The organism is Bacillus sp. B1-b2 (genome assembly GCF_009183415.1).
Classification (GTDB): domain Bacteria; phylum Bacillota; class Bacilli; order Bacillales; family Cytobacillaceae; genus Niallia.
Genome location: NZ_WEHU01000045.1, coordinates 1 through 23,141 on the forward strand (window position 1 = coordinate 1; position 23,141 = coordinate 23,141).

Annotated in this window: 22 protein-coding genes and 1 pseudogene; 2 read left to right on the plus strand and 21 right to left on the minus strand. The window is 35.6% G+C overall.

Annotated features, from left to right (window positions below; genetic code table 11):
- Nucleotide 1: 1 nt before the first annotated feature.
- Nucleotides 2–91, plus strand: a complete 90-nt coding sequence (locus F9279_RS23335; RefSeq protein WP_413463242.1) for an IS3 family transposase — start codon at nucleotides 2–4, stop codon at nucleotides 89–91.
- A 122-nt stretch (nucleotides 92–213) separates the two neighbouring features.
- Here the strand turns inward: F9279_RS23335 and recG are convergent, their stop codons facing one another.
- The 5 genes and pseudogenes from recG to F9279_RS23360 form a co-directional block, all read right to left on the minus strand.
- Nucleotides 214–2,259, minus strand: a complete 2,046-nt coding sequence (gene recG, locus F9279_RS23340; protein WP_152116536.1) for an ATP-dependent DNA helicase RecG — start codon at nucleotides 2,257–2,259, stop codon at nucleotides 214–216.
- Nucleotides 2,225–3,140 (minus strand): annotated as a pseudogene (sdaAA, locus tag F9279_RS23345) (L-serine ammonia-lyase, iron-sulfur-dependent, subunit alpha). The gene recG and the pseudogene sdaAA overlap by 35 nt, the downstream one beginning before the upstream one ends.
- Nucleotides 3,141–3,174: 34 nt before the next feature.
- Nucleotides 3,175–3,837, minus strand: coding sequence for an L-serine ammonia-lyase, iron-sulfur-dependent subunit beta (sdaAB, locus tag F9279_RS23350; protein WP_152116538.1), 663 nt, complete (start codon nucleotides 3,835–3,837; stop codon nucleotides 3,175–3,177).
- A 295-nt stretch (nucleotides 3,838–4,132) separates the two neighbouring features.
- Complete coding sequence (locus tag F9279_RS23355) at nucleotides 4,133–5,806, minus strand: DAK2 domain-containing protein (RefSeq protein ID WP_152116539.1); 1,674 nt, start codon at nucleotides 5,804–5,806, stop codon at nucleotides 4,133–4,135.
- 16 nt (nucleotides 5,807–5,822) lie between these two features.
- Nucleotides 5,823–6,185 (minus strand): Asp23/Gls24 family envelope stress response protein, encoded by a 363-nt coding sequence (locus F9279_RS23360; protein ID WP_152116540.1) that lies wholly within the window; start codon nucleotides 6,183–6,185, stop codon nucleotides 5,823–5,825.
- 591 nt (nucleotides 6,186–6,776) lie between these two features.
- On the opposite strand from F9279_RS23360, the gene rpmB reads away from it, so the two are divergent.
- Complete coding sequence (gene rpmB / locus F9279_RS23365) at nucleotides 6,777–6,965, plus strand: 50S ribosomal protein L28 (protein WP_007087786.1); 189 nt, start codon at nucleotides 6,777–6,779, stop codon at nucleotides 6,963–6,965.
- Between the two features lie 134 nt (nucleotides 6,966–7,099).
- Here the strand turns inward: rpmB and spoVM are convergent, their stop codons facing one another.
- The 16 genes from spoVM to purB form a co-directional block, all read right to left on the minus strand.
- Entirely contained in the window at nucleotides 7,100–7,180 is an 81-nt protein-coding gene (spoVM, locus tag F9279_RS23370) for a stage V sporulation protein SpoVM (protein ID WP_016201070.1), read from the minus strand.
- Between the two features lie 95 nt (nucleotides 7,181–7,275).
- Entirely contained in the window at nucleotides 7,276–7,920 is a 645-nt protein-coding gene (locus F9279_RS23375; RefSeq protein WP_152116541.1) for a thiamine diphosphokinase, read from the minus strand.
- Between the two features lie 120 nt (nucleotides 7,921–8,040).
- A complete protein-coding gene (gene rsgA / locus F9279_RS23380; RefSeq protein ID WP_152116542.1) occupies nucleotides 8,041–8,922 on the minus strand; it encodes a ribosome small subunit-dependent GTPase A in 882 nt (293 codons plus the stop codon).
- Between the two features lie 23 nt (nucleotides 8,923–8,945).
- Nucleotides 8,946–10,952, minus strand: a complete 2,007-nt coding sequence (gene pknB, locus F9279_RS23385; protein WP_152116543.1) for a Stk1 family PASTA domain-containing Ser/Thr kinase — start codon at nucleotides 10,950–10,952, stop codon at nucleotides 8,946–8,948.
- Nucleotides 10,949–11,707 carry a Stp1/IreP family PP2C-type Ser/Thr phosphatase gene (locus tag F9279_RS23390; RefSeq protein WP_152116544.1) on the minus strand — a complete coding sequence of 253 codons (759 nt, stop codon included), beginning with the start codon at nucleotides 11,705–11,707 and terminating at the stop codon, nucleotides 10,949–10,951. The genes pknB and F9279_RS23390 overlap by 4 nt, the downstream gene beginning before the upstream one ends.
- Nucleotides 11,708–11,713: 6 nt before the next feature.
- The gene (rlmN, locus tag F9279_RS23395) at nucleotides 11,714–12,811 is read right to left on the minus strand and encodes a 23S rRNA (adenine(2503)-C(2))-methyltransferase RlmN (RefSeq protein WP_152116545.1); all 1,098 of its coding nucleotides are present in this window, start codon (nucleotides 12,809–12,811) and stop codon (nucleotides 11,714–11,716) included.
- Nucleotides 12,808–14,160 (minus strand): 16S rRNA (cytosine(967)-C(5))-methyltransferase RsmB, encoded by a 1,353-nt coding sequence (rsmB, locus tag F9279_RS23400; protein WP_152116546.1) that lies wholly within the window; start codon nucleotides 14,158–14,160, stop codon nucleotides 12,808–12,810. Before rsmB ends, rlmN begins: the two co-directional genes overlap by 4 nt.
- A complete protein-coding gene (gene fmt, locus F9279_RS23405; RefSeq protein ID WP_152116547.1) occupies nucleotides 14,147–15,106 on the minus strand; it encodes a methionyl-tRNA formyltransferase in 960 nt (319 codons plus the stop codon). The genes rsmB and fmt overlap by 14 nt, the downstream gene beginning before the upstream one ends.
- The gene (def, locus tag F9279_RS23410; RefSeq protein ID WP_152116548.1) at nucleotides 15,099–15,587 is read right to left on the minus strand and encodes a peptide deformylase; all 489 of its coding nucleotides are present in this window, start codon (nucleotides 15,585–15,587) and stop codon (nucleotides 15,099–15,101) included. Before def ends, fmt begins: the two co-directional genes overlap by 8 nt.
- A 367-nt stretch (nucleotides 15,588–15,954) precedes the next feature.
- A complete protein-coding gene (locus tag F9279_RS23415) occupies nucleotides 15,955–17,283 on the minus strand; it encodes an LLM class flavin-dependent oxidoreductase (protein ID WP_226793870.1) in 1,329 nt (442 codons plus the stop codon).
- A gap of 215 nt (nucleotides 17,284–17,498) precedes the next feature.
- Complete coding sequence (locus tag F9279_RS23420; protein ID WP_413463241.1) at nucleotides 17,499–18,632, minus strand: amidohydrolase; 1,134 nt, start codon at nucleotides 18,630–18,632, stop codon at nucleotides 17,499–17,501.
- Nucleotides 18,633–18,637: 5 nt separating this feature from the next.
- Complete coding sequence (locus tag F9279_RS23425; protein ID WP_152116549.1) at nucleotides 18,638–19,378, minus strand: amino acid ABC transporter ATP-binding protein; 741 nt, start codon at nucleotides 19,376–19,378, stop codon at nucleotides 18,638–18,640.
- Nucleotides 19,379–19,390: 12 nt separating this feature from the next.
- Nucleotides 19,391–20,068 (minus strand): amino acid ABC transporter permease, encoded by a 678-nt coding sequence (locus tag F9279_RS23430; protein ID WP_152116550.1) that lies wholly within the window; start codon nucleotides 20,066–20,068, stop codon nucleotides 19,391–19,393.
- A 14-nt stretch (nucleotides 20,069–20,082) separates the two neighbouring features.
- A complete protein-coding gene (locus tag F9279_RS23435) occupies nucleotides 20,083–20,865 on the minus strand; it encodes a transporter substrate-binding domain-containing protein (RefSeq protein ID WP_152116551.1) in 783 nt (260 codons plus the stop codon).
- 8 nt (nucleotides 20,866–20,873) lie between these two features.
- Nucleotides 20,874–21,386 (minus strand): GNAT family N-acetyltransferase, encoded by a 513-nt coding sequence (locus tag F9279_RS23440; protein ID WP_152116552.1) that lies wholly within the window; start codon nucleotides 21,384–21,386, stop codon nucleotides 20,874–20,876.
- Entirely contained in the window at nucleotides 21,379–22,743 is a 1,365-nt protein-coding gene (gene purB, locus F9279_RS23445; RefSeq protein WP_152116553.1) for an adenylosuccinate lyase, read from the minus strand. The genes F9279_RS23440 and purB overlap by 8 nt, the downstream gene beginning before the upstream one ends.
- Nucleotides 22,744–23,141 lie beyond the last annotated feature (398 nt).

Genomic DNA, 23,141 nt, shown 5'->3' on the forward strand with positions numbered 1-23,141 from the left:
CATTTATTATAATAATAAACGCATAAAGCAAAAATTGGCAGGTATGAGTCCGGTTCAATACCGTATCCACACCAGCCAATTAGCTGCTTAATAGTAAAGCTCTAACTTTTAGGGGTCACTACAATTTTTGAGGGGTTTATCTCTATTCTCAAAAATTATCCATAGACATTTTGTTTTTCAACAGTTTGTAGACTTTCTAATGAAACAGAAAATCTAATCTAGTTTATCACCATCTAATATACCCGTCTTTTCTAGTTTTTCTCTTAGTAAGCGGTAATCTTCTGATTGCCAAAATGCTTTTGATTCGATAAGGATTGCTGCATCTGCTCTTGCTGTTTCTAAGATGCGATAATCATGGACAATATCTCCCATTTTAAACTCTGGCATCCCGCTTTGTTTTTTTCCGAAGAAGTCTCCAGGTCCGCGTAGCTCTAAATCTTTTTCACTTAAAACAAATCCATCATTTGTTTCTGTCATGATTTTCATTCGTTCTTTTCCTACATCTGTCTTTGGATCAGCCATAAGCACACAATATGATTGAGCTTCTCCTCGACCTACCCTACCTCTTAGTTGATGAAGCTGAGACAATCCAAAGCGTTCTGCATCGTATACAAGCATGAATGTGGCATTAGGTACATTCACTCCTACTTCGACTACTGTCGTACTTACAAGAACTTGAATATCATTGTCACTAAACTGTTTCATCATTTGATCCTTTTCATCTGGATGAAGCTTACCATGCATAAGACCAACTTTATATTTCCCTTGAAAATACATGGACAATGTTGTGTGAACATCTATTGCATTTTGAACATCTAGCTTTTCGGATTCTTCAATAAGAGGGCAAATGACATAAGCTTGTCTTCCTTCTTTCAACTCACGCTCCATAAATTGAAGAATTCTAGTTAACATATCATTTTTAACCCAATATGTTTCGATTTTCTTTCTTCCAGCTGGCATCTCATCAATAATACTAACATCCATTTCACCAAACACAGTGATTGCTAGTGTCCTTGGAATAGGTGTAGCAGTCATAAAGAGAACATCACAATTTTCTCCCTTTTCTCGAAGTATCCTTCTTTGCTCAACACCAAAACGATGCTGTTCATCTGTGATCACCAATCCCAATGAATGAAATTCTACTTCATCTTGAATAAGTGCATGTGTCCCAATTAAAATATCAATCTTTCCTTCTTTTAATTGTGCAAGAAGTTCTCTTCTTTTCTTCCCTTTAACAGAGCTTGTCAGTAATCCACAAGTTATATTAAATGGAGAGAATAGTTGTTGTAGAGAATTCGCATGCTGTTCAGCAAGAATTTCTGTTGGTACCATTAATGCTCCTTGATGACCAGATAGAATGGTGGCATATAGTACAATTGCTGCCACAATTGTTTTACCAGATCCAACATCTCCTTGTAACAACCTATTCATTCGCACATCATTTTTCATATCTTTTAGAATTTCTTCCACCACTCTTGTTTGTGCATTTGTTAATGGAAATGGGAGAGCTTCAATAAAGGTAGCTAATTGACTGTCAGAAAATTTTTGACTTTTTCCACCTGAATGTTCTCTTTCATATTTTCTTAATGCACTCATCTTTAACTGAAACAGAAGGAATTCTTCATAAACAAAACGTCTTCTAGCTAGCTTTAATTGCTCTCTATTTTCTGGGAAATGAATAATGTTCAATGCTTCTGAGCGAGGAAGCAAGCGATATTTAGTCAACATACTAGTAGGAAAGATTTCCAATACTTCTTGTCCAAATTGCTTTAATGCAATATCAATGAATTTTCTTAATCCTTTAACAGTCAAACTACCTTTTACTGTATAAACAGGTTCAAATTCATGAGCTTTCTGATTACTACCTATCTGCAAATGATTTGCTGTAATGGTTTGTCGATGCTGATCCCATTTACCTGTAACGGTTACCAATTCTTGAACAGAAAGTTTGCTCTTTAAGTATGGTTGATTAAAGAAGACGACTGAAATTAAATACTTCTCTACTAAAAGTTTAATCGTTAACCTCGATTTCTTTTTTCCAAAGTACTGAAGGGAAGGCTCGCTATGAACCTTCCCTTCTACCGTCACTTTTTCATCATGCTTAATTTCTTCAAGGTTTTTCAGACGATAATCTTCATACCGATAAGGGAAATATTCAAGTAAATCATTAATGGTATAAATATGCATTTCTTCGAGTTGTTTTTTTGTTTCTGAGCCAATGCCTTTAATATGATCTATTGTTGCGTGTAGTGGTTTCATCACTTACCTGCTGCTGCACCAAAGATTTCCGCTTCCAACCTTTTGCCGGTAGGTGTTGCAGCCAACCCTCCTCGAGCTGTTTCTTTCAAAGCGACAGGCATTGCTAGCCCAATACGATACATACTATCTATTACTTCATCACAAGGAATACGACTCTTAATTCCTGCCAATGCCATATCAGCTGCAATCATTGCATTTGCAGCACCCATTGCATTTCTTTTTACACAAGGTACTTCCACTAAGCCAGCTACTGGATCACATACGAGTCCAAGCATATTCTTTAATGTAATCGCCATTGCATGTGCAGATTGCTCTGGTGTTCCACCAGCTATTTCCACAATAGCAGCAGCAGCCATTCCAGCAGCTGAACCAACTTCTGCCTGACAACCACCAGCAGCACCAGAAATAGAAGCATTATTTGCCACTACAAAGCCAAAGGCACCAGAAGTAAACAAGAAGGCAATCATTTGCTCTCTAGTAGGATTTAATTTATTTTTCACCGCAAATAAAGTACCTGGAACTACACCTGCAGAACCTGCAGTAGGTGTAGCACAAATCATCCCCATTGCTGCATTCACTTCATTTGTTGCTACAGCCTTACTAACTGCGTCAAGGATAATCTCTCCTGATAGGAAGTTCCCTTTTTTAATATAATCTTGAAGTAGTACTGCATCTCCACCTGTTAATCCTGAATGAGATACTACTCCATTTAAACCACGCTCTACCGCTTGCTCCATAACCGTTAAATTATTGTCCATTTGCGCAATAATTTCTCGCCTGGTTCTCCCTGTTATTTCTATTTCTTGCTCTATCATTATTTCAGAAATAGGTAAATTTCTAGTTGTTGCTATCTCCACTAATTCTGCTACATTACGAAACATCGTTTTCTTCCTCCCCTATTACTACTATTTGTCTCTATTCTACGATGGTTGTTACTTTTTCAATACAATCTAATGCTTCTAATTCTTGTAACACATATTTTTCAATATTTTGATCCACTTCTATAGTCATTAATGCAAGTTTACCTTTTTCCTTACGACTTACTTCCATATGACCAATATTAATTTCGTATTTTGCTAGTACATTTGCTACCTTAGCTATTGCCCCAAAGCGGTCATTATGGACAACTAATATGGCAGGATGATGTCCAGATAGCTTTAATTGAAAACCATTTAATTCGGTAATTTCAATTTTCCCGCCACCAATAGATATCCCAACAAGTTCCATTTCTCCTTTATCATCGCCAAGATGAATTCTAGCTGTGTTCGGATGCTCTGGAATCGCTTCTTCTGTAAAAAACTGAACCTCTATCCCATTATCCTTAGCTAATTGTAATGATTCTTTGATACGCTCATCAAATGTATCAAAATCAAGAATTCCACCGATAATAGCAACATCTGTGCCATGGCCTTTATACGTTTCTGCAAAAGAACCATATAAATGTATATTTACCCAACTAGGCTGTCTTTCAAATAGATTACGAGCCACACGTCCAATTCTTGCTGCACCTGCTGTATGAGAGCTAGAAGGACCAATCATAACAGGTCCTATAATATCAAAAACACTTCTATATTTCATGGATTTAACACCCCTTATTTCTCTTTCCTACTTATGAATCCATTATATTTATATATTAAAAATTTCCATTCACATTTTTTTATTCACACTATGATACCATATATATTTCATTTTGACTTCGTGGATACTTGTTTAGTAAAGGTTTCCATTAGAAATAATTTATTATTGTAAGCAAGTTTAGTTATTCTGTCGATCTAGAATATTCTTATTTTTTTCATAATGCTTGCTCAAACTTAAACACAATGAAAAGAACGACCTCTTTTGGAGATCGTTCTCTTTATGATAAAGTAACTATCTATTCAATAGCAAAAATAAAAGCATATAGTGGCTGTTTTCCATCATGTACTTCTACTTCCACTTGGTCGTAATTTTCTTCTAAAAAGGCAACTAAAGAATCTACTTCATCCATAGAAGCATCTTCACCTTTAATAATGGTTACAATTTCAGAATCTTCATCAATCATTGATTTTAGTAATTCTCTCGAAGACTCTGTCTTATCTTTGCTTTTCACAATAATTTTGCCTTCTGCGAGTCCCATAAAATCGCCTGTTTCAATCTGAAGACCATCTATACTTGTATCTCTAACTGCATACGTAATTTGACCAGTTTTCACGTGATCAAGCGCCGCTTTCATATTACTTTCATTTGCTTGTAAGTCACTAGAAGGATTGAAAGCTAGTAATGCAGACATTCCTTGTGGCACTGTTTTAGAAGAAATTACGACTACATCCTCTTCTAATACATCTGCCGCTTGCTCTGCAGCCATAATAATATTTTTATTATTAGGCAAAATGAACACTTTCTTGGCATTCACATGTTTTACAGCATTTACGATGTCCTCCGTGCTCGGATTCATCGTTTGCCCACCTTCGATTACATAGTCAGCTCCGATGCTTCTGAAAAGGTCTGCAATACCACTTCCCATGGAAACAGTAACAATACCATACTCTTTTTGCTCTTTAGTAGAAGCTTCAGGAGTATTGGATCTATCTAATTCCAATAAGCTACTATGTTGTTCACGCATATTTTCAATTTTCATTTTTATTAAGTTACCATACTGTTGACCGAAAGTTAACACTTCTCCAGGTTGATTGGAGTGAATATGAATTTTAACTACTTCATCATCTGCTATAACAAGTAATGAATCTCCATAATTGCTCAAGGCTTCTCTAAACTCTTCTTCAGAGAAAGGCTTGTTTCCTAACTTATCTTCCTCAAGACGAACCATGAATTCTGTGCAATATCCGAATTCAATATCTTCTGTATTAATGACACTATGAACATTTTTATGATGCTCTGCATTAACAAGTTCGTTCATAGAAACAAGGTTTTGAGAAGACTCTGGAAGTTCCTCGCCTTTTAATACAGCTAGGAATCCCTCATACACAAATACAAGTCCTTGACCACCACTATCTACTACTCCAACCTCTTTTAAGACTGGTAGAAGATCTGGTGTTTTACTTAATGAAACTTTAGCAGCATTAACTACATCTTCCATCACAACAACAATATCATCATTGATTCCAGCAGATTGAACCGCTTTCTTTGCAGCATCTTTTGCTACTGTTAAAATAGTTCCTTCAACAGGTTTCATTACTGCTTTATAAGCTGTCTCTACTCCAAATTGCAAGGCCTGGGAAAATTCACTAGCTGAAATACTTTCCTTTTGTTCAATAGATTTTGAGAATCCACGAAATAATTGGGAAAGAATAACTCCTGAATTCCCACGAGCTCCCATCAATAAGCCTCTTGATAAGGACGTACCAACTTTACCTATATGTGATTGAATATTATTCTGTACTTCCTTCGCACCAGAAGTCATGGATAAATTCATATTCGTTCCTGTATCTCCATCTGGAACTGGAAAAACATTTAACGCATCCACATATTTAGCATTAGAGGATAAATGGTTTGCTCCTTGGATAACCATTTCGGCAAATCGCTTTCCTTCTAAAACTGTAATTGACAATGTGTTTCCTCCTCTACTACGGGTTCGTAACACGAACTCCCTGAACGTAAATATTAACCGAGTCAACGGCAAGTCCAACTGTCTTATTGAGCGTATATTTTACTTTCGATTGAACATTGTGCGCAACCTCGGAGATTTTCGTTCCGTAACTAACAATAATATACATATCAATATGTACTTCTTCTTCCACTTTTCGAACCATTACACCACGTGTAAAGTTTTCTTTACGCAAGATATCCGTTAGACCGTCTTTGATTTGGTGTTTCGACGCCATTCCAACGATACCATAGCAGTCTACTGCTGCTCCACCTGCTATTGTTGCGATTACATCTGTCGTAATATCTATTTGTCCGAAATTCGTTTTTAGTTCAATGGACATGAGTTTTCCCCCTTTGGAATTGCTCCTTGACTACTGACATTTTACTATAAGCCATAGATTTTTAAAAGCTATACTTATAAACCTATTATATAACAAAATATCGCATCTATTTAAAGTATTGTCATTTTTCTTAAATACAAGTACTTTCTATCATTTTTTATACTTATGAAAATAAATAAAAATAATCGTAACTAACGGTATGTTAGTAATTTTGTTACAGTACTCTCTATATTTTCCTATCATTAGTGAGAAGGCTGAGATTTTGTGTGTACATAGTAAAAATCTTTCTATGGTTCCTATTTAAAAGAGTTTGAATTCAATGAACATATCTAACAATTCTATATAAAAAATCTTCTAAGACATGACACTATTTCCTCTTTTTCCCTTAAATTTGGTCTCTAAACATGATGTCAAGGAAATTTTCTTGAAAGCTTTTAACACAACTATTGCAATAACAGAAGTTGTGTGATAAATTATTAAAGTATCTGTAATCAGGATTATATAGCATATAGAGTAATTTAAATTGCTATTTATGACTTTGAAAAGACTATTAGTAATAGTAGTCTTTTGGTAATAAGGAGGGAAATATACATGCCACGTAAATGTGTTGTAACTGGTAAAAAAACAACTACAGGTAATGCTCGTTCCCATGCGATGAATGCTAACAAGCGTACTTGGGGAGCAAACCTTCAAAAGGTTCGTATTTTAGTAGATGGTAAACCTAAACGTGTTTGGGTATCTGCAAGAGCTCTAAGATCTGGTAAAGTAGAACGCGTTTAATCAGATTAATAACAATAAAAAAGGACATGTATCATGTCCTTTTTTATTGTTTCTTTTAAGTACGATACAGCAACTAAAAAATAAGGCTTGAAGGAAAAAAGGTTGTCTTTACAAAAAAATTGCATAATTTACCCTTAGTCTTTTTTAAAGGTTCCTAACATTGCTCGGACAAGTCCTCCTAAAAATTTTGGCAATTTAATGGTGTAAAATCTCATGAATACTGTCCCTCCTCAAATCTAACCTATTATTAATACCTAGCACCTACATATCCTATTCAGAAAAAATAAATTAGTACCAATCATTAGTTCATTTAATCACGACTTCTTATAACCATTATTATGCCATCATCAAAGGAAAAAGTACCAGTTTCTCTAATAAGTTCATTACTAATGCATAAAGTACTACTTCTCGGAAGATTTCTCCTTACTAAAGGGTATTTAAAGCCTTCCAAAGTTAGACCTACAATATTAGTACTATAAGGAAAAAAAGATACATATGGAAATTCTTTATTTTCTTTGATCGTATAGCTCCCAGCTCGTACCACTTTAATTTCATTTTGATTATCAATTATTTCGATTGTGATATCATGACCATTTAAAGCTTCTCTTAATAGCAATTGTAAATTTGCCATAGAATGATCCATTCTTCCTCCAGTTGCCCCAAATAATTTAATATTTGTTGCTCCTTGAGCAATTGCCCAATCAACGGCAAGCTCCATATCTGTTTCATCCTTCTCTGGTTTAAATCGTTTGATAAGATTTGTACTATCCTCTATTTTTTCCCATTCCTCATCAGTTACCGAGTCAAAATCACCAAAGGCCGCTTCCATAGGAATAGAATACTCCATCAAATATAGAACTCCTCTATCCACACCAATCCAGACAGCATCATTTGTATATCGCTCTATAGAAGGTATAAAGGTTTTTGGTCCTCCAGCCATTATATGTACAATCATTTCTAGTATCCTCCCCTTTTATAATAAGGAATCTGTATAGTGTATATAAAAAGGCATACCCTATTAAATAGAGGAAAAACCTACTTCTCAAGTAGCCTTTTCTCTTAGGGTAGCCTTCTCTTAATATCTTGGTTTTCGATCCTTTATTTCTTGCGCAAATTCTTTATAGTGTTCATAACGATATAAAGGAATGGTTCCTTGCTCTACCGCTTCTTTCACAGCACATTTTGGTTCAGCTAGATGCTGACAGGCTCTAAATTTGCAGTTTTCACTTGCTTTTTCCATTTCAGGAAAACAATAGTTTAGGTCTTCCACTTCTAGATCAGTAAATTCAAGCGAACTAAACCCTGGGGTATCAGCAACAAAACCATCTCCTATTGAAATTAATTCAACATGTCTAGTTGTATGCTTTCCTCTGCCTAAATGGGAGGATATTTCATTTGTTTTCAACTCTAAATCTGGTCTAATGGCATTTAACAACGAAGATTTTCCGACCCCTGACTGACCAGCAAAGACCGAGATTTTCCCATTCATATAAGGAATCAGCTTCTCAATGCCTTCCTCTGTTTCGGAAGAAGTTAACAGTACTGGGTACCCAACCTCTTTATAATGGTCGCGAAACTGCTCCATCTTACTCACTTCTTCTTTTGTTGCTAAATCCATTTTTGTTATACAGATAATTGGCTCAATTTGGTTATATTCCACTAGTACAAGAAAACGATCTAATAAAGCGGTACTGAAATCTGGCTCCACGCTAGAGAATACAAGAATCGCTTGATCCACATTAGCTATAGGTGGTCGAACAAGCTCATTTTTTCTTTCTTTAACCTCTAGTATATAACCATCTGTTTCATTTTCTGCTTGGAAGACAACCTCATCTCCTACTAATGGCGTTACTTTGTTTTTTCGAAAGACTCCTCGCCCACGACATTGTGTTACCTGACCTTCACTTAATACATAGTAAAATCCACTTAATGCTTTTATGATTTTGCCTTCTGGCATATAGTATAACGCTCCTTAGCTAATTAATCAGGATATGGTACCTCTTCATCAATAATGACTTCTGTACCTCGTTGCACACGATAATATCCTTTTTCTCCTTCAGGAATCTGGAGGGTAATTGTTTTTTTCGTATTTTCAGAGATCGTAAAGGTTTCAGCCGGTTCTGTCATGCTATTATTAAAGTCACCAATATAAATTCTTACCGTTTGTTCTTTAGGTTGACCGCTAGGCAATATTTCTGTAGGCTCAAATGGAATGGTAATCTCCTTAGAAACCTCTTTCGGCTGTATTTGTTCTTTCCCTTTTGATAAGACAACTGAAATCTCTGTACCTTTCTTCACATTCGTTCTAGCTTCAGGAGTCTGAGAAATCACTAATCCCTTTTCTACTGAATCACTATATTCTTCCTTAAATTGAATAGCTAATCCTACTTCACTAACATAGTCATTAACTTCTTTCTTTGTGTAACCAGACATATCTTTTATACTTATTAGTTCTGCACCTTTACTAATAGTAAAAACAAGATCTGTTTCTGCAGGAATAATCTCCTCATCTGGTTCAATGCTTTGTTCTAATATGGTACCTGATGGCTCATTTTCATCAAATTGTTCGTTTTTAGTAATACTTTTAAAAGTCTCTGCATCTAAAAGGTTTAAAACGTCCTCATATTGTCTGCCAACATAATCATCCAAGGTGATTTTTTCCTGTCCTATGCTTTCGTATATAGTAACGGCTGTTCCTTTTTTCCTTGCACTACCTGCTTTTGGACTTGTTTTTATAACTTGTCCTTTTTCTACTTCCTCACTATTTAAAGAAATGGTATCTCCTACGGTGAAACCCAAACTTTGTAACTTCTCTGTTGCTTCCTGTATTTCCATTCCTGCAACATCTGGAACTTCTATGTCTTTTGGTGCTAGAAAATCAGGAAGAACAAAAACGGTCAAAGCCATGAGAACAATTAGAGCAATAAAAGTAGAGATAATAATAGTGGCAATTTTTTTGCCTTTTTTCTTTTTATTTTTCTTTTCCTTCTGTTGCTTCTTCAGATCTTCTGCGGTTGCTACTGGCTCTTTTGGCTTTTCCACTTTATCCATTTTATGAATAATTGTTTCATCAAAGTTTACAATAGGCTTATCATTTGTAATCACAGGAATAGCTTTTGTCGCTTCCTCATCGACTGGAACATAAAACTTTGGTTCATTTATTCGCTCTACATCTAATGCAGTAAACAAATCTTCCTCTAGTTCTTCCATGCTATTATAACGATAAAACGGATCTTTAGCAGTTGCTTTTAGAACAATATTCTCCACACTCTGTGGAATATCATTATTCCATCTTCGGACGCTTGGTGTTTCAGATTGTAAATGTTTTAATGCAATGGAAATAGCAGATTCTCCAGAAAACGGCAATCTTCCAGTTAACATTTCAAACATAACAATACCTAGAGAGTAAATATCCGATTTTTTGTTCGCCATCCCACCTCTAGCTTGTTCTGGTGATAAATAATGAACAGAACCGAGGACAGAATTGGTTTGTGTGATGCTTGTTGCACTTAAAGCCATCGCAATGCCAAAATCAGTAACTTTTACATTTCCATGCTTATCTATTAGAATATTATGCGGTTTTATATCTCGGTGAATAATGTTATTTTGGTGAGCATGGGATATAGCAGAAGTAATTTGCTTCATAATGGAAATAACTGTTTCAACTGGAAGGGGGGAATGCTTATGTATGTATTGCTTTAATGTATCTCCTTCCACATATTCCATGACAATATAATAAATATCTCCTTCTTCCCCAACATCGTAGATATTCACTATATTTGGATGTGCTAAGCTTGTTGCCGATTGAGCTTCGCGATGAAAGCGTCGAATAAATTCATCATCATTGACATAATCTAACCGCAGCATTTTTACTGCTACATCTCTATCTAATATCATGTCGTGTGCTAAATAGACGTTTGCCATCCCGCCTCCGCCAATCATTTCAAGAACCTTGTATCTCCCACTAATTCTTTTGCCAATCATCATACATCTTCACCTGCTTGATGACTACCCTCATGCTCTATTAAACATACTGAGATATTATCTTCACCGCCATTTACATTCGCTTGCTGTATTAAGGCTGTGGCTTTTTGTTCTAGTGTATAATCACTATCTATAATATCCTTCATTTCTTGATCTGATACTTTATTGGATAATCCATCTGAACAAATAAGGAGTTGATCATCTTGTTCAAAAATTAATGTCATAATATCAATTTCTAAGTTAGTATCGGTACCAAGTGCTCGTAAAACAACATTTTTCCTTGGATGATGCTCGGCATCTTCTTTTGTAATTTGTCCCATACGAACAAGTTCATTAACAAGAGAATGGTCTTCTGTAATTTGTTTAAAGCCTTCTTCATTATATAAATAACAGCGGCTATCCCCAACATGGGCAATGGTTAGAAAGTTTTCAGTTGCAATGGCAGCTATAATGGTTGTCCCCATTCCCTCACATTCAGGATGAGTTGCTTGATAATCAAAGACAAAGCGATTTACATCAAGTATGGATGATTTCAACCAAGTTTCTGCATCATCTGCCTTTTCTATTGTTTCGATGTTATTCCATTTAGCTACTAACTGCTCCACAGTAAGTGAACTTGCTACATCACCAGCACGGTGTCCGCCCATGCCATCTGCTACGATGGCTAGGCGTTGACCGCTCTTATTTCTTATTACTGCTCCACTATCCTCATTATGTTGTCTAACTTTCCCCTTATCTGTCATAAAAATGTGACTCAAAGGTGATCACCTCGTCTCTTCTTTTCTCTCCTTCGCACGAAGCTGTCCACAAGCAGCATCAATATCAGAGCCTTGCTCACGGCGAATGGTTACGTTGACACCATGGTTCTTTAATGTTTTTTCAAATAAAAAGATTTGGTCTTTCGGAGTTCTTACATAATCTCTTTCTGGAACATAGTTTACGGGGATTAAGTTGACATGACACTTAATTCCTTTCACTAACTTAGCTAATTCTTCTGCATGTTCTACTTGGTCATTTACATTACCAAATAAACCATACTCAAAGCTTACACGTCTACCAGTCTTATCAACATAGTAACGAATTGCTTCCATTAAATCAGGAAGCTTATAAGCTCTATTAATAGGCATTAATCTGCTTCTTAATTCTGTATTAGGAGCATGAAGAGAAACAGCAAAATTGATTTGCATATTTTGCTCTGCAAACTCATAGATTTTTGGAATGATTCCACTTGTAGAAACCGTAATATGTCTTGCTCCAATATTTAAAGCTTTATCATGGTTAATAATTTTTAAGAAGCTCATCATACTAGTAAAGTTATCAAATGGCTCTCCAATACCCATAATAACAACAGAGCTTACACGTTCATCCATTTCATCTAATGCCTGTTGTACTTTTACGACCTGTGCAACGATTTCTCCTGCTTCTAAATTTCTTTTTAGTCCGCCTAATGTAGAAGCACAGAATGTACACCCAATTCTACAACCTACTTGAGTGGTTACACATACAGAATTACCATAATCATGACGCATTAGTACCGTTTCAATAGAATAACCATCATGTAATTCAAATAGGAATTTAATAGTTCCATCATTTGATGTTTGTTGAATAAGAGTTTTCAAAGTCGTAATAGTAAAATTATCTTGTAATAGTTCGCGTAGGTTTTTTGATAAGTTAAACATATCTTCGAAAGAAGTTACTCTCTTCTTATATAGCCATTCAAAAATCTGTTCTCCACGAAATGCTTTTTCATTATTAGCCTTTAACCATTCTTTTAATTCATCTAATTCCAATGAATAAATAGATGGTATTACTGGTTCTGTTTTTTCTCTTTTTCTTGATGATGTTTTTACTTGTTCCATCATTGCACCTTCTTTCTAAATGATGCAATATAAAAACCGTCAGAGTTAAAATATTGCGGTAATACTTGTAATTCATTTTCCTGAACATATGATTGGACTTCTTCTGGAAGTCTTGTTATTAAGGAAGAATCTTTTTCAAATTCTTTGTGTTCTTTAAGAAATTTTTCTACTACTTCTTCATTTTCTGCTCTATCAATTGTACATGTACTATAGACTAATAATCCACCTTTTTTTAATAGTGGTGAAATGGAATCTAATAAATGAAGCTGAATAGTCTGCAGTTTATTTACATCTGCTTCTTGTTTTGTGTATTTCATATCTGGTTTTCTTCTCATCACACCAAAGCCTGAACATGGGGCATCAATTAGGATTCTGTCAAAGCTTTCTTTTTCCATACTTTCATGAAGCTTTCTACTATCCATCGCTTGTGTTGTAATAGATGGTAATTGAAGTCTGTCTGCATTTTGTTTAATTAACTTTACTTTATGCTCATGAAGATCTATAGACAAGACTTCTCCTTTGTTTTTCATCTTTTCTGCTATATGAGTTGATTTCCCACCAGGTGCAGCACATGCATCTAATACAGTAGCAGGTTCTACTACATCTAGCGCATACGCAACAAGCATAGAGCTTTCATCCTGAATAGTTAAGTAACCTTTTTCGAAGCAAATAGAGTTTGCAACATTTCCTTTAAGAACCTTAATTCCCTCTGGTATAACATCACTTGCTTCTACTTGAAACCCTTCTTCTCCTAACAAAGATAGGCATTCATCGACAGATATTCTTGTTGTATTCACTCGAGCTGTTTGGACGGGAGCAGTTAAATTAATTTCACACATTTTCTTTGCTTCTTCTAGTCCAAGCTGAGTTACCCATCTTTTCACAAGCCATAAAGGGTGACTTGTTTCTATCGATAATCGTTCTATGGGATCTTTTATATGATCAAAAGACGGAATCCCCTGTCTTATCATATTTCTTAGAACAGCATTTACAAATCCTGAAATTCCTTTATGCCCTCTTTTCTTGGCAATTTCTACTGCTTCATTAATAGCAGCATGATCTGGAATACGATCTAAATAGGTCATCTGGTATACTGTTAAGCGTAAAAGTATTTTAACCCACTCTTCTAATTTCTTTTCTTTATGCAAGAAATTAGCTAAAAAATAGTCAATAGTCATTCTTCTTTGCAAAGTGCCGTATACAATTTCTGTTAGTAGCCCAATATCTTTTGATGGTATTTCATTTTTTTTAATACTCGTATTTAATAGTAAATTACTGTATGCCTGATTTTTCTCAATACTTTCTAAGATCTCTAATGCCGCTTCACGAACGTTTTTTTTAGTTTTCTTCATTTGTTGCTCCTAACACTTCATTCACCTGCATTTTACTTCCTGCGCCTCTCAAGAACTGACCTATATCCATTTTCTTTTTCCCGCTTGGCTGCACTTCTTTTAGCTGGATATACACTTCATTACCAGTAGCAATTACAGGACCATCCTCTTGAATCACTACAACCGTTCCTGGAGCTGCATCTACTTGCTTTTCTACTTTTTTGGCACTCCACACCTTCATTACATTTCCTTGATAAGTAGTGAATGCAACTGGCCATGGATTCAGTCCACGGATTTTATTATAAATTTCTTCTCCAGTTAGAGACCAGTCAATCTTTTCATCCGCTCTTTTAATGTTTGGTGCAAAGGTTGCTTTACTGTCATCTTGCGCAATAGGAGTTATTTCTCCAGCTAAAAGCTTAGGAAGTGTAGTGGATAAAAGCTCACTTCCTACTATACTTAGTTTATCATGAAGAGAACCTACATTATCTTCATCTTCAATCATAACCTCTGCAACGGAAATAATGTCTCCTGCATCTAATTTCTCTGCCATGTACATAATAGTAATACCAGTTTTTTCTTTTCCTTGCATGATACTGTAATGAATAGGTGCTCCGCCTCTTAATTCAGGTAGTAGTGATGCATGTACATTCACACAACCAAATTTCGGTGCATCTAGTAGCTCTTTTGGAAGAATTTGACCGAAGGCTGCGGTAACAATAATATCAGACTGAAGCGCAATTATTTGTTGTAATTCTTCTGATTGACGAATTTTTTCAGGCTGATAGACAGGGATTCCGTGTTTTACTGCTTCCACTTTAACAGGTGGAGGAGTCATTACTTTTTTTCGACCAACTGGACGATCCGGCTGTGTAACAGCTGCAATTACTTCATAGCCATCTTCTATTAATCTCTGTAATACAGGTACCGAAAAATCGGGTGTACCCATAAAAATAACTTTAGTCATTCGCTTCCACTCCTTCTAGCTCTTCTTCCTCTAAATAGCGAGTTACTTTTGATGTAAATAGAACTCCATCTAAATGATCCATCTCATGTAAAATGGCTCTAGCTAAAAAATCCTCTGCTACTATCGTATATTTTTTTCCTCTTCTATTTTGAGCTTCTACTTTTATGGTATAAGGTCTCTCCACTTCTCCAAAAAGTCCAGGAAAACTTAAGCAACCTTCAGGGCCGTTTTGACTACCATCCATTTCAAGAAGCTTTGGATTAATCAGCTCTATCGTTCCTGTTTCATCATCTATATCTACAACTGCTATCCGTTTAGAGATGCCAATTTGAGGCGCAGCAAGTCCTACACCATCAAACTCAATCATCGTATCATACATGTCATCTAATAATTTTGCTAATTTCTTATCAAATACTGTAACTGTTTCACAAGGGGTTTCTAAAACTTCATTAGGAAACATCACAATCTGCTTAACTGCCACTACGTTTTTCCTCCATTTTAAACAGCATAGAACTTTGTATTTACTTCAATCTTATCTATACTTCTCATTATATTTACCATTTCAATAATCTTATCAACGAATACATACGGAAATACATCTAGGATTAACAGAACTTCTTCATTCTAAACCAAATCCATCTTTTCTAATATCCGTTCATATTTTATCAAATACTGTAACTGATAGCTATTTAATCCTTTTGGTAATTACTCCATACTTTGTTTTGCTCAAAAATAAAACCCATGCCAGATAAACTGACATGAGCACATTACATTTTAACATAATCCCTCATACAAGTATAGCATTATGAATTGTCTCTTATTCGAAGCTTCTCTCTCTGAAAGAAACATTATTTAGCAAAAACATGGCTAGGCATGTCAAATCCAAGATTCCCTCGTAATGTATGACTTTCATACTTCGTGCGGAATAATCCTCTAGATTGTAATTCAGGTATAATATAATGAACAAAGTCTGTTAAAGAATCTGGTAAAAGTGCCGGCATGATGTTAAAGCCATCTGCAGCACCATCTTTTACCCATTCCTCCATTTTATCTGCAATCTGTGTAGGTGTCCCAATTGCAATATGGTGTCCACGAGAGCCTGCCACCCATTGATAAGTCTGGCGCAATGTCCAATTTTCTTCCTTCGCTTTTTTGATAATCATTTCATACTTGCTTTTAATTCCATCTATTTGGTCTGGAAGTTTTATATCTACAAATGGAGTATCTAACGGAATTCCTTCGAAGTCTATCTCTCCGAAGTATCTACCTAAGATGGCGAGTCCAGCTTTAGGAATGATTAATTCTTGTAACGCTTCATATTTTTCTTTCGCTTCTGCTTCTGTCGCCCCAACAATTGGCATAAATCCAGGCATGATACTTAAACTTTCTCTCTTTCTATTAAATAAGTTCATCTGACTTTTTAGTTCCTGATAAAAGCTAATGGCATCCAGTTTATTTGCTTGAGCAGTAAAAACGATTTCTGCGTACTTTGCTGCAAAACGTTGTCCATCACCTGAAGATCCAGCCTGTACAATAACGGGATGTCCTTGTGGTGACCTTGATACATTTAATGGTCCTTTTACAGAAAAGAAATCACCTTGATGGTTTATGGAGTGAAATTTATTTTCATCGATAAACTGCCCTGTTTCTTTATCCAGTAGTAAGGTATCTTCTTCCCAAGAATCCCAAAGTTTTTTCGTTACTTCTATAAATTCTGTTGCTCTTTTATAGCGTTCACTATGTTCTAAATGCTCACTTTTATTGAAATTCACTGCAGTTGCAGCAAGTGAGGTAGTTACAACATTCCAACCAGCACGCCCTTCACTAATATGATCTAAAGAAGCAAACTTTCTGGCAACATGGAAAGGCTCTTCATAGGTAGTGGATGCAGTTGCTACTAAGCCGATATGGTTTGTGACTGAAGAAAGATAAGACAATAAAGTCATTGGCTCAAATCTTGTAAGAATATTAGGATGTGAATTTGCATCAACAGATAAGCTATCTGCCAAAAACAATAAGTCAAATAATCCTTTTTCTGCTGTTTGTGCTATTTCTTTAAAATAGGAAAGATTCATAGATGCATTGGAAACAGCATGTGGATGCCTCCAAGATGCAACATGATGGCCCGTTCCCGCTAAAAATAATCCTAATTTCATCTGATTTTTATGATTCTTCACTTTAAACTGCCTCCTTTTGTATTTTTCTATGTACTATTATCATACCTTCACACTAGGTTAGTATAAAAATGTCTCTGTCTTTATAGATACACCGCATTATATCTGTGTATCTCCCTTTAAAAACGAATAGTGCTTTGTAAGTGAGATATAAAATAACATCGCACCTACAAAGCATTTAATGGAAGTAAATATATTTAGTTTATGCTGATAAACACTTATTTTAATACCTTCGCTGCTAAATGAGCAAAATATTCAGCTGCTACTTTAATCGCATCCTCTTTTAAATCAAACTGTGGATGATGCCATTCTTTGGGACCATCTACTCCCACCCAAACAAAAAATCCTGGGATATAGGTTTGATAGAATGCAAAATCTTCTCCACCTGCGCTTGGTACTGCATCTACAACCTGATAGCCACTTTCCATTGCAGCAGCACGAACGACTTCTTCTAGCTGTGCATCATTGTTCACGACAGGTAAATAATCATCCCAAACAAACTCTACTGAGCCACCATTACCAGTAGCAATTGATTCAGCTAGATTCTTCATAAGTCCAGGGATAGCCTCACGTGCTTGAGGTTGAAACGTGCGAACTGTTCCTTCAAGCGTCACTTCATCAGGGATCACGTTCCATGTGTTTCCACCATGTATACTCGTAATACTGATGACTGCGTTATCGAATAAATTTAATCTTCTAGAGACTACACTTTGAACAGATGTTACATATTGACTAGCAATAACAATCGGATCAATAGCATGATGTGGTATACCTGCATGGCCACCTACACCTTGGAATTTAATCTTAAATTTATCAACACTTGCCATTAACCCTCCTGCTTTAACACCAATTGTACCGACTGGTAAATCAGGCTTATTATGCATCCCAAAGATGGAAGAGACACCTTCTAATACTCCTGCTTGCACGACTTTTTTTGCACCTTGAGCAACTTCTTCTGCTGCTTGAAAAATAAATCGTACAGTTCCGTGCAATGTTTCTTTTTGCTTATTTAAAAGAATGGCAGCTCCTAGAATGGAAACAGCATGGAAATCATGACCACATGCATGCATCTTTCCTTCTATTTTCGATTTAAAAGGTACACTTGTTTCTTCTTTTATAGGCAGTGCATCAATATCTGAACGAATAGCAATTGTTGGACCATCAAATGCTCCTCTTACTTCCGCTACTACACCTGTTTCTAGATGGATAGGAAGAATGGCAATATCGTGTTCTCTTAGCCATGTTTTAATATGCTCCGTTGTATTAAATTCTTCAAAAGCAAGCTCTGGATTTTCATGCAAATATCGTCTTTTTTCAATTAAATCACTTAATAGTTCTTGAGACATTTTCATGATTATTATTCATCTCTTTCCAATGTTTTTAAAAATTGTTTTGTTCTTGGATTTTTAGGATTATGGAAGATTTCCTTTGGTTCATTTTCCTCCACAATATTTCCATCTGCCATAAAAATAACACGATTTGCTACTTCTTCTGCAAATTTCATTTCATGTGTAACAATAATCATGGTCGTATTTTGTTTAGCAATATCTTTTATTACTTGAAGCACTTCCGAAACCCATTCAGGATCAAGAGCCGAAGTAGGTTCATCGAATAAAATGGCATGTGGATTTACAGCAAGAGCACGAGCTATACCGACACGTTGTTGTTGTCCACCAGATAATGTAGCAGGATATTGATGAAATTTATCTTCAAGTCCAACTTTTATCAAAAGCTCTTTCCCTATTTTCTCCGCTTCTTGTTTATCCATTTTCTTCGCAACAATTAATGCTTCTGTAACATTTTGCAAAGCTGTTTTGTTTTTAAACAGATTATAGTTTTGGAAAACCATGGCTGTTTCTTGGCGAAGATTATGGACGTCTTTTCTGCCCATTTTAGCTACATCAACGTTTGTATCTCCAATATGGATAATTCCTTCATCGGGTACTTCTAACAAATTAAGGCAGCGTAATAAAGTAGATTTACCTGATCCAGATGGTCCGATAATCGCCAACACATCTCCACGTTCAACATGTAAATCAACACCATCTAAAACGGTATTAGCACCGAAACTTTTTCTCAAGTTTTTCACTGATATCATGGTAAGGCTCCTTTAACTGATATACGGTTTTTCCATTCGCTTTTCAATCGCTTGTTGGATTACTGTAACTATTATAATTAGAACCCAATATAGCAATGCCAATGCTAAGTATGTTTCGAAAAATTTCAATGAACTTGCTGCTAAGATTTTCCCTTGTGCAAATAATTCCACAATACCTAAGGTGAACGCAAGCGAAGTCTCTTTAATTAGACCAATAAAAACATTACTACTTGCAGGAATGGCATTACGTATAGCTTGAGGTATTACAACTCTTCGCAACGCTTGTGACTTTGTCATTCCTACAGATAAACAAGCTTCTATTTGCCCTTTATCAACAGAGTTCAATGCAGCTCGAAAGATTTCTGCTAAAAATGCTGACTGTTTTAAGCTAAGTCCTAAAATGGCTGCTGTAACTGCAGTCATTCCAGTCAAAGCAGGAAAAACTTGCGGTAATCCATAATAGATTAAAAATAACTGCACTAATGTTGGAATAGCACGGAAAAAAGAGATATAAATCGTCGCAAGCTGTTTTAAAACAGGAATATCCGACCTAGTAATTAAGGCCAGTATTAAACCGCCAAAAATAGAAAATACCATAGATACGACAGCAAGAAATAGGGTAAACGGTATTAATTTGAGTAGTTCTGGGAAAATTTCTAAAAAGTACCCAAAATCAAGTTCTAAATTCATTTTGCTCCTCCAAATTATTCCTTAACTGTGATATCTTCACCGGAAAAATATTTCTTAGATAACTCTGATAATGTGCCATCTTCACGTAGCTTTTCAATTTCAGCATTAAATTCTTCTGTTAATTTCTCTCCATCTTCATTTTTTACAAAAGGAAATGAAACATCTTCATATACAAATGGTTCACCAACAAATTTTAATGGAAGATCGCCTTTTTCAATTTCAGCAATTAAAGAGGATTTTGAGTTCACATAACCATCGACACGATTATTGATTGCATCATTCATTGCTCCATCACGTGTTTCATATGTTTTTGGGATAATTTCAGGATCAAAGTTTTCTAGATTTTTAACATTATTAGAACCTAAAACTCCAGAAACTGTTTTCCCTTTTAAATCTTCTAAACTATCATAATCATTCTCTTCATTTGTCACAATCGTAGCACCTGCGTATGCATATGGTACTGAGAAGTTATACTTTTCTTTTCTTTCGTCTGTTACAGCAACAAAGTTTGCAACAGTATCAATTTTACCTGTTTCTAATTGCCCCATTAGACCTGCAAAATCTGTTTTTACCCATTCTACTTCATAGCCTAAGTTGGCAGCTATTTTCTCAAATACTTCTACGTCAAAGCCAACTAATTTACCATCTTCTTCATATCCATTAGGATAACTTTGTGCTGTTGATCCTGCACGAAGGACTTTCTTTTCGTTGTCTCCAGATTCTTTTGATGTACCTCCACAAGCCGCTAATAATAGCATAACTGCCATAGTAATAATTAAGAGTAACTTCTTTTTCATAATGATTCCTACCTTTTCTTATAAGATTTTGCTAATAATAATTTCTCTAGATACACAGTTATATGTCCTTTACCTAAATCTGACTCACCGACTTTTTCATAACCGCGTTTAAGATACATGTCTGCAAGCCAAGGATGTTCTTTAGCAGTCCCTAGGGATACAGAGGGACAATGAAGCGTATCTTGAAGGAAATCCTTCTCTATGAAATCCAGCATTTTGGATGCATATCCCTTTCGCTTATATTCAGGAGCAACTGCAACCCACCAAATATGAGGAACTTCAAATGGTCCATGATGACTACTCCATGGCATACGAATAGAAGCAGTAGCTACCATCTCAACTCCATCCTTCATATAAAAGCAAATGTTTTCATTTACATTCTTCTCTACTAGCTTCTCATCAGCAGTAGCTGCTGCAAAATGAATCCCAAGCTCACGGATGGAAGCATAACCTCGTAAAGATAAATCAAGCAATGCTTGAATATCTTTGTTAGTAGCTTGATGAAAGGTCAAATTACTCATCTAATAACCCTCCAGACTTAATGGATTGAATAACTTCGTCTACCTTCTGACTTGCAAGACCTGTGTATTTACTAGGATCTAGTAACTGATTAATCTGTTCAATTGATAGTACTGAACTTACTTGTTCATCCCGTGTTAGTAATTCTTTGAATGGTATTTTTTGTTCTACTGACTGCATAGAGAGTTCATAAACAAGATGATGTGCTGTTTGTTTTCCCACTTTCTCAGATAATGCAAACATAATATTTTCTGAGAGAACAAGACCACCTTGTAATTCTAAATTTCTCATCATATTATCAGGTTTTACTACTAGTCCTTGTAAGACTGTGATCATACTTTTTAACTGTGATGATAAGTATAAACAAATTTCAGGTAAAGCAATCCATTCACTTCTCCAGCTCATTGCATCCCGTTCATGTTCCATCATTAACGATTCATGGAGTAAAGCTACACTATGTAGTATCGGTCTTGTTAAGCTTGCAATTCCTTCAAAAATAGCAGGGTTACGTTTATGAGGCATTGTGGTTGATCCAACATTTCCTGCCTTAAATGGTTCTTCTACTTCGTCTATTTCTGTACGCATTAAGTTATAGAATTCATTCCCTAATTTACCAAGTGATCCACTAATAAATCCAAGAACAGAACCATATTCGGCAATCCGATCACGTGATGAATGCCAACAAATAGTTGGAGTATTTAATTCTAGAAGTTCTAGAGCCTTTGCTTCCACTTTAGGACCAACACTTCCTAATGCAGCATATGTACCAACACCGCCGGCAAGAACTCCAGTAAAGATTCGGTTCTCAACAGACTGAAGTCTTTCTAGATGACGTTCAAACTCACTTAGTACAACAGCCATCTTAAAGCCAAAAGTAGTCGGCAAACCTTGCATCCCATGTGTTCTTCCAGGCATTGGAGTATTCTTATATTGAGCCGCGAGTCCCATTAGAAGCTCCGCTACTTTCTTTACATCACGTTTGATAATATTATTGGCTTCCTTTAATTGAAGAATCATCCCTGTATCCGTAACATCCTGAGTTGTTACGCCATAATGAACATATTCTCCATTCTCCCCTGAAAGTGATTGTAGATGATTAACAGTCGCCATTAAAGAATGTTTTAATCTAGCAGCTTCTTCTGCTATTTTTTCTATTTCAAAGTTTTCTATTTTAGCAGCCTGCTGGATTGCCTTCCCGGCTTTTTCTGGAATAATCCCAAGTTCACTTTCTGCTAACGCTAATGCCGCTTCCACATCAAGAATCTTTTGTAATCTATTCTCATCATTCCATACAGAGCGCATTTCTTCTGTACTAAAGTTATTTTGTAACATACGTAAACTCAAAACATGTGAACCCATTTGTTAACACTCCTATGAAGAAAATTTCAATTAAAACCTAATAATACTCATGGAGAAACTCCATACTCTACAATTCCACTCGGCATTATAAGAATTATAACATAATGTTTTTTAGTTTCAACAATTATTTTAAATTCGAGATAGTACAGCAATTTTAACACTTTTACTCGATAAAGGAATCCTAAAATTCTAATTATATCGAATTTTACCTTTTTTACATTTTAATTCAAGTAGTCTTTAAGCATCAAATAAAAAAGCCTGAGTTCGAAAAACTTTTTAAAATGTACCCTATAAAGTAGACATTAAAAAAAGTCTACCTGTAGGGTACTTTTTTGTATAATTAAGTAACACAAATAGACAGCTAAAGAATGACAACATGGGATTGGAGAAAGCGATGA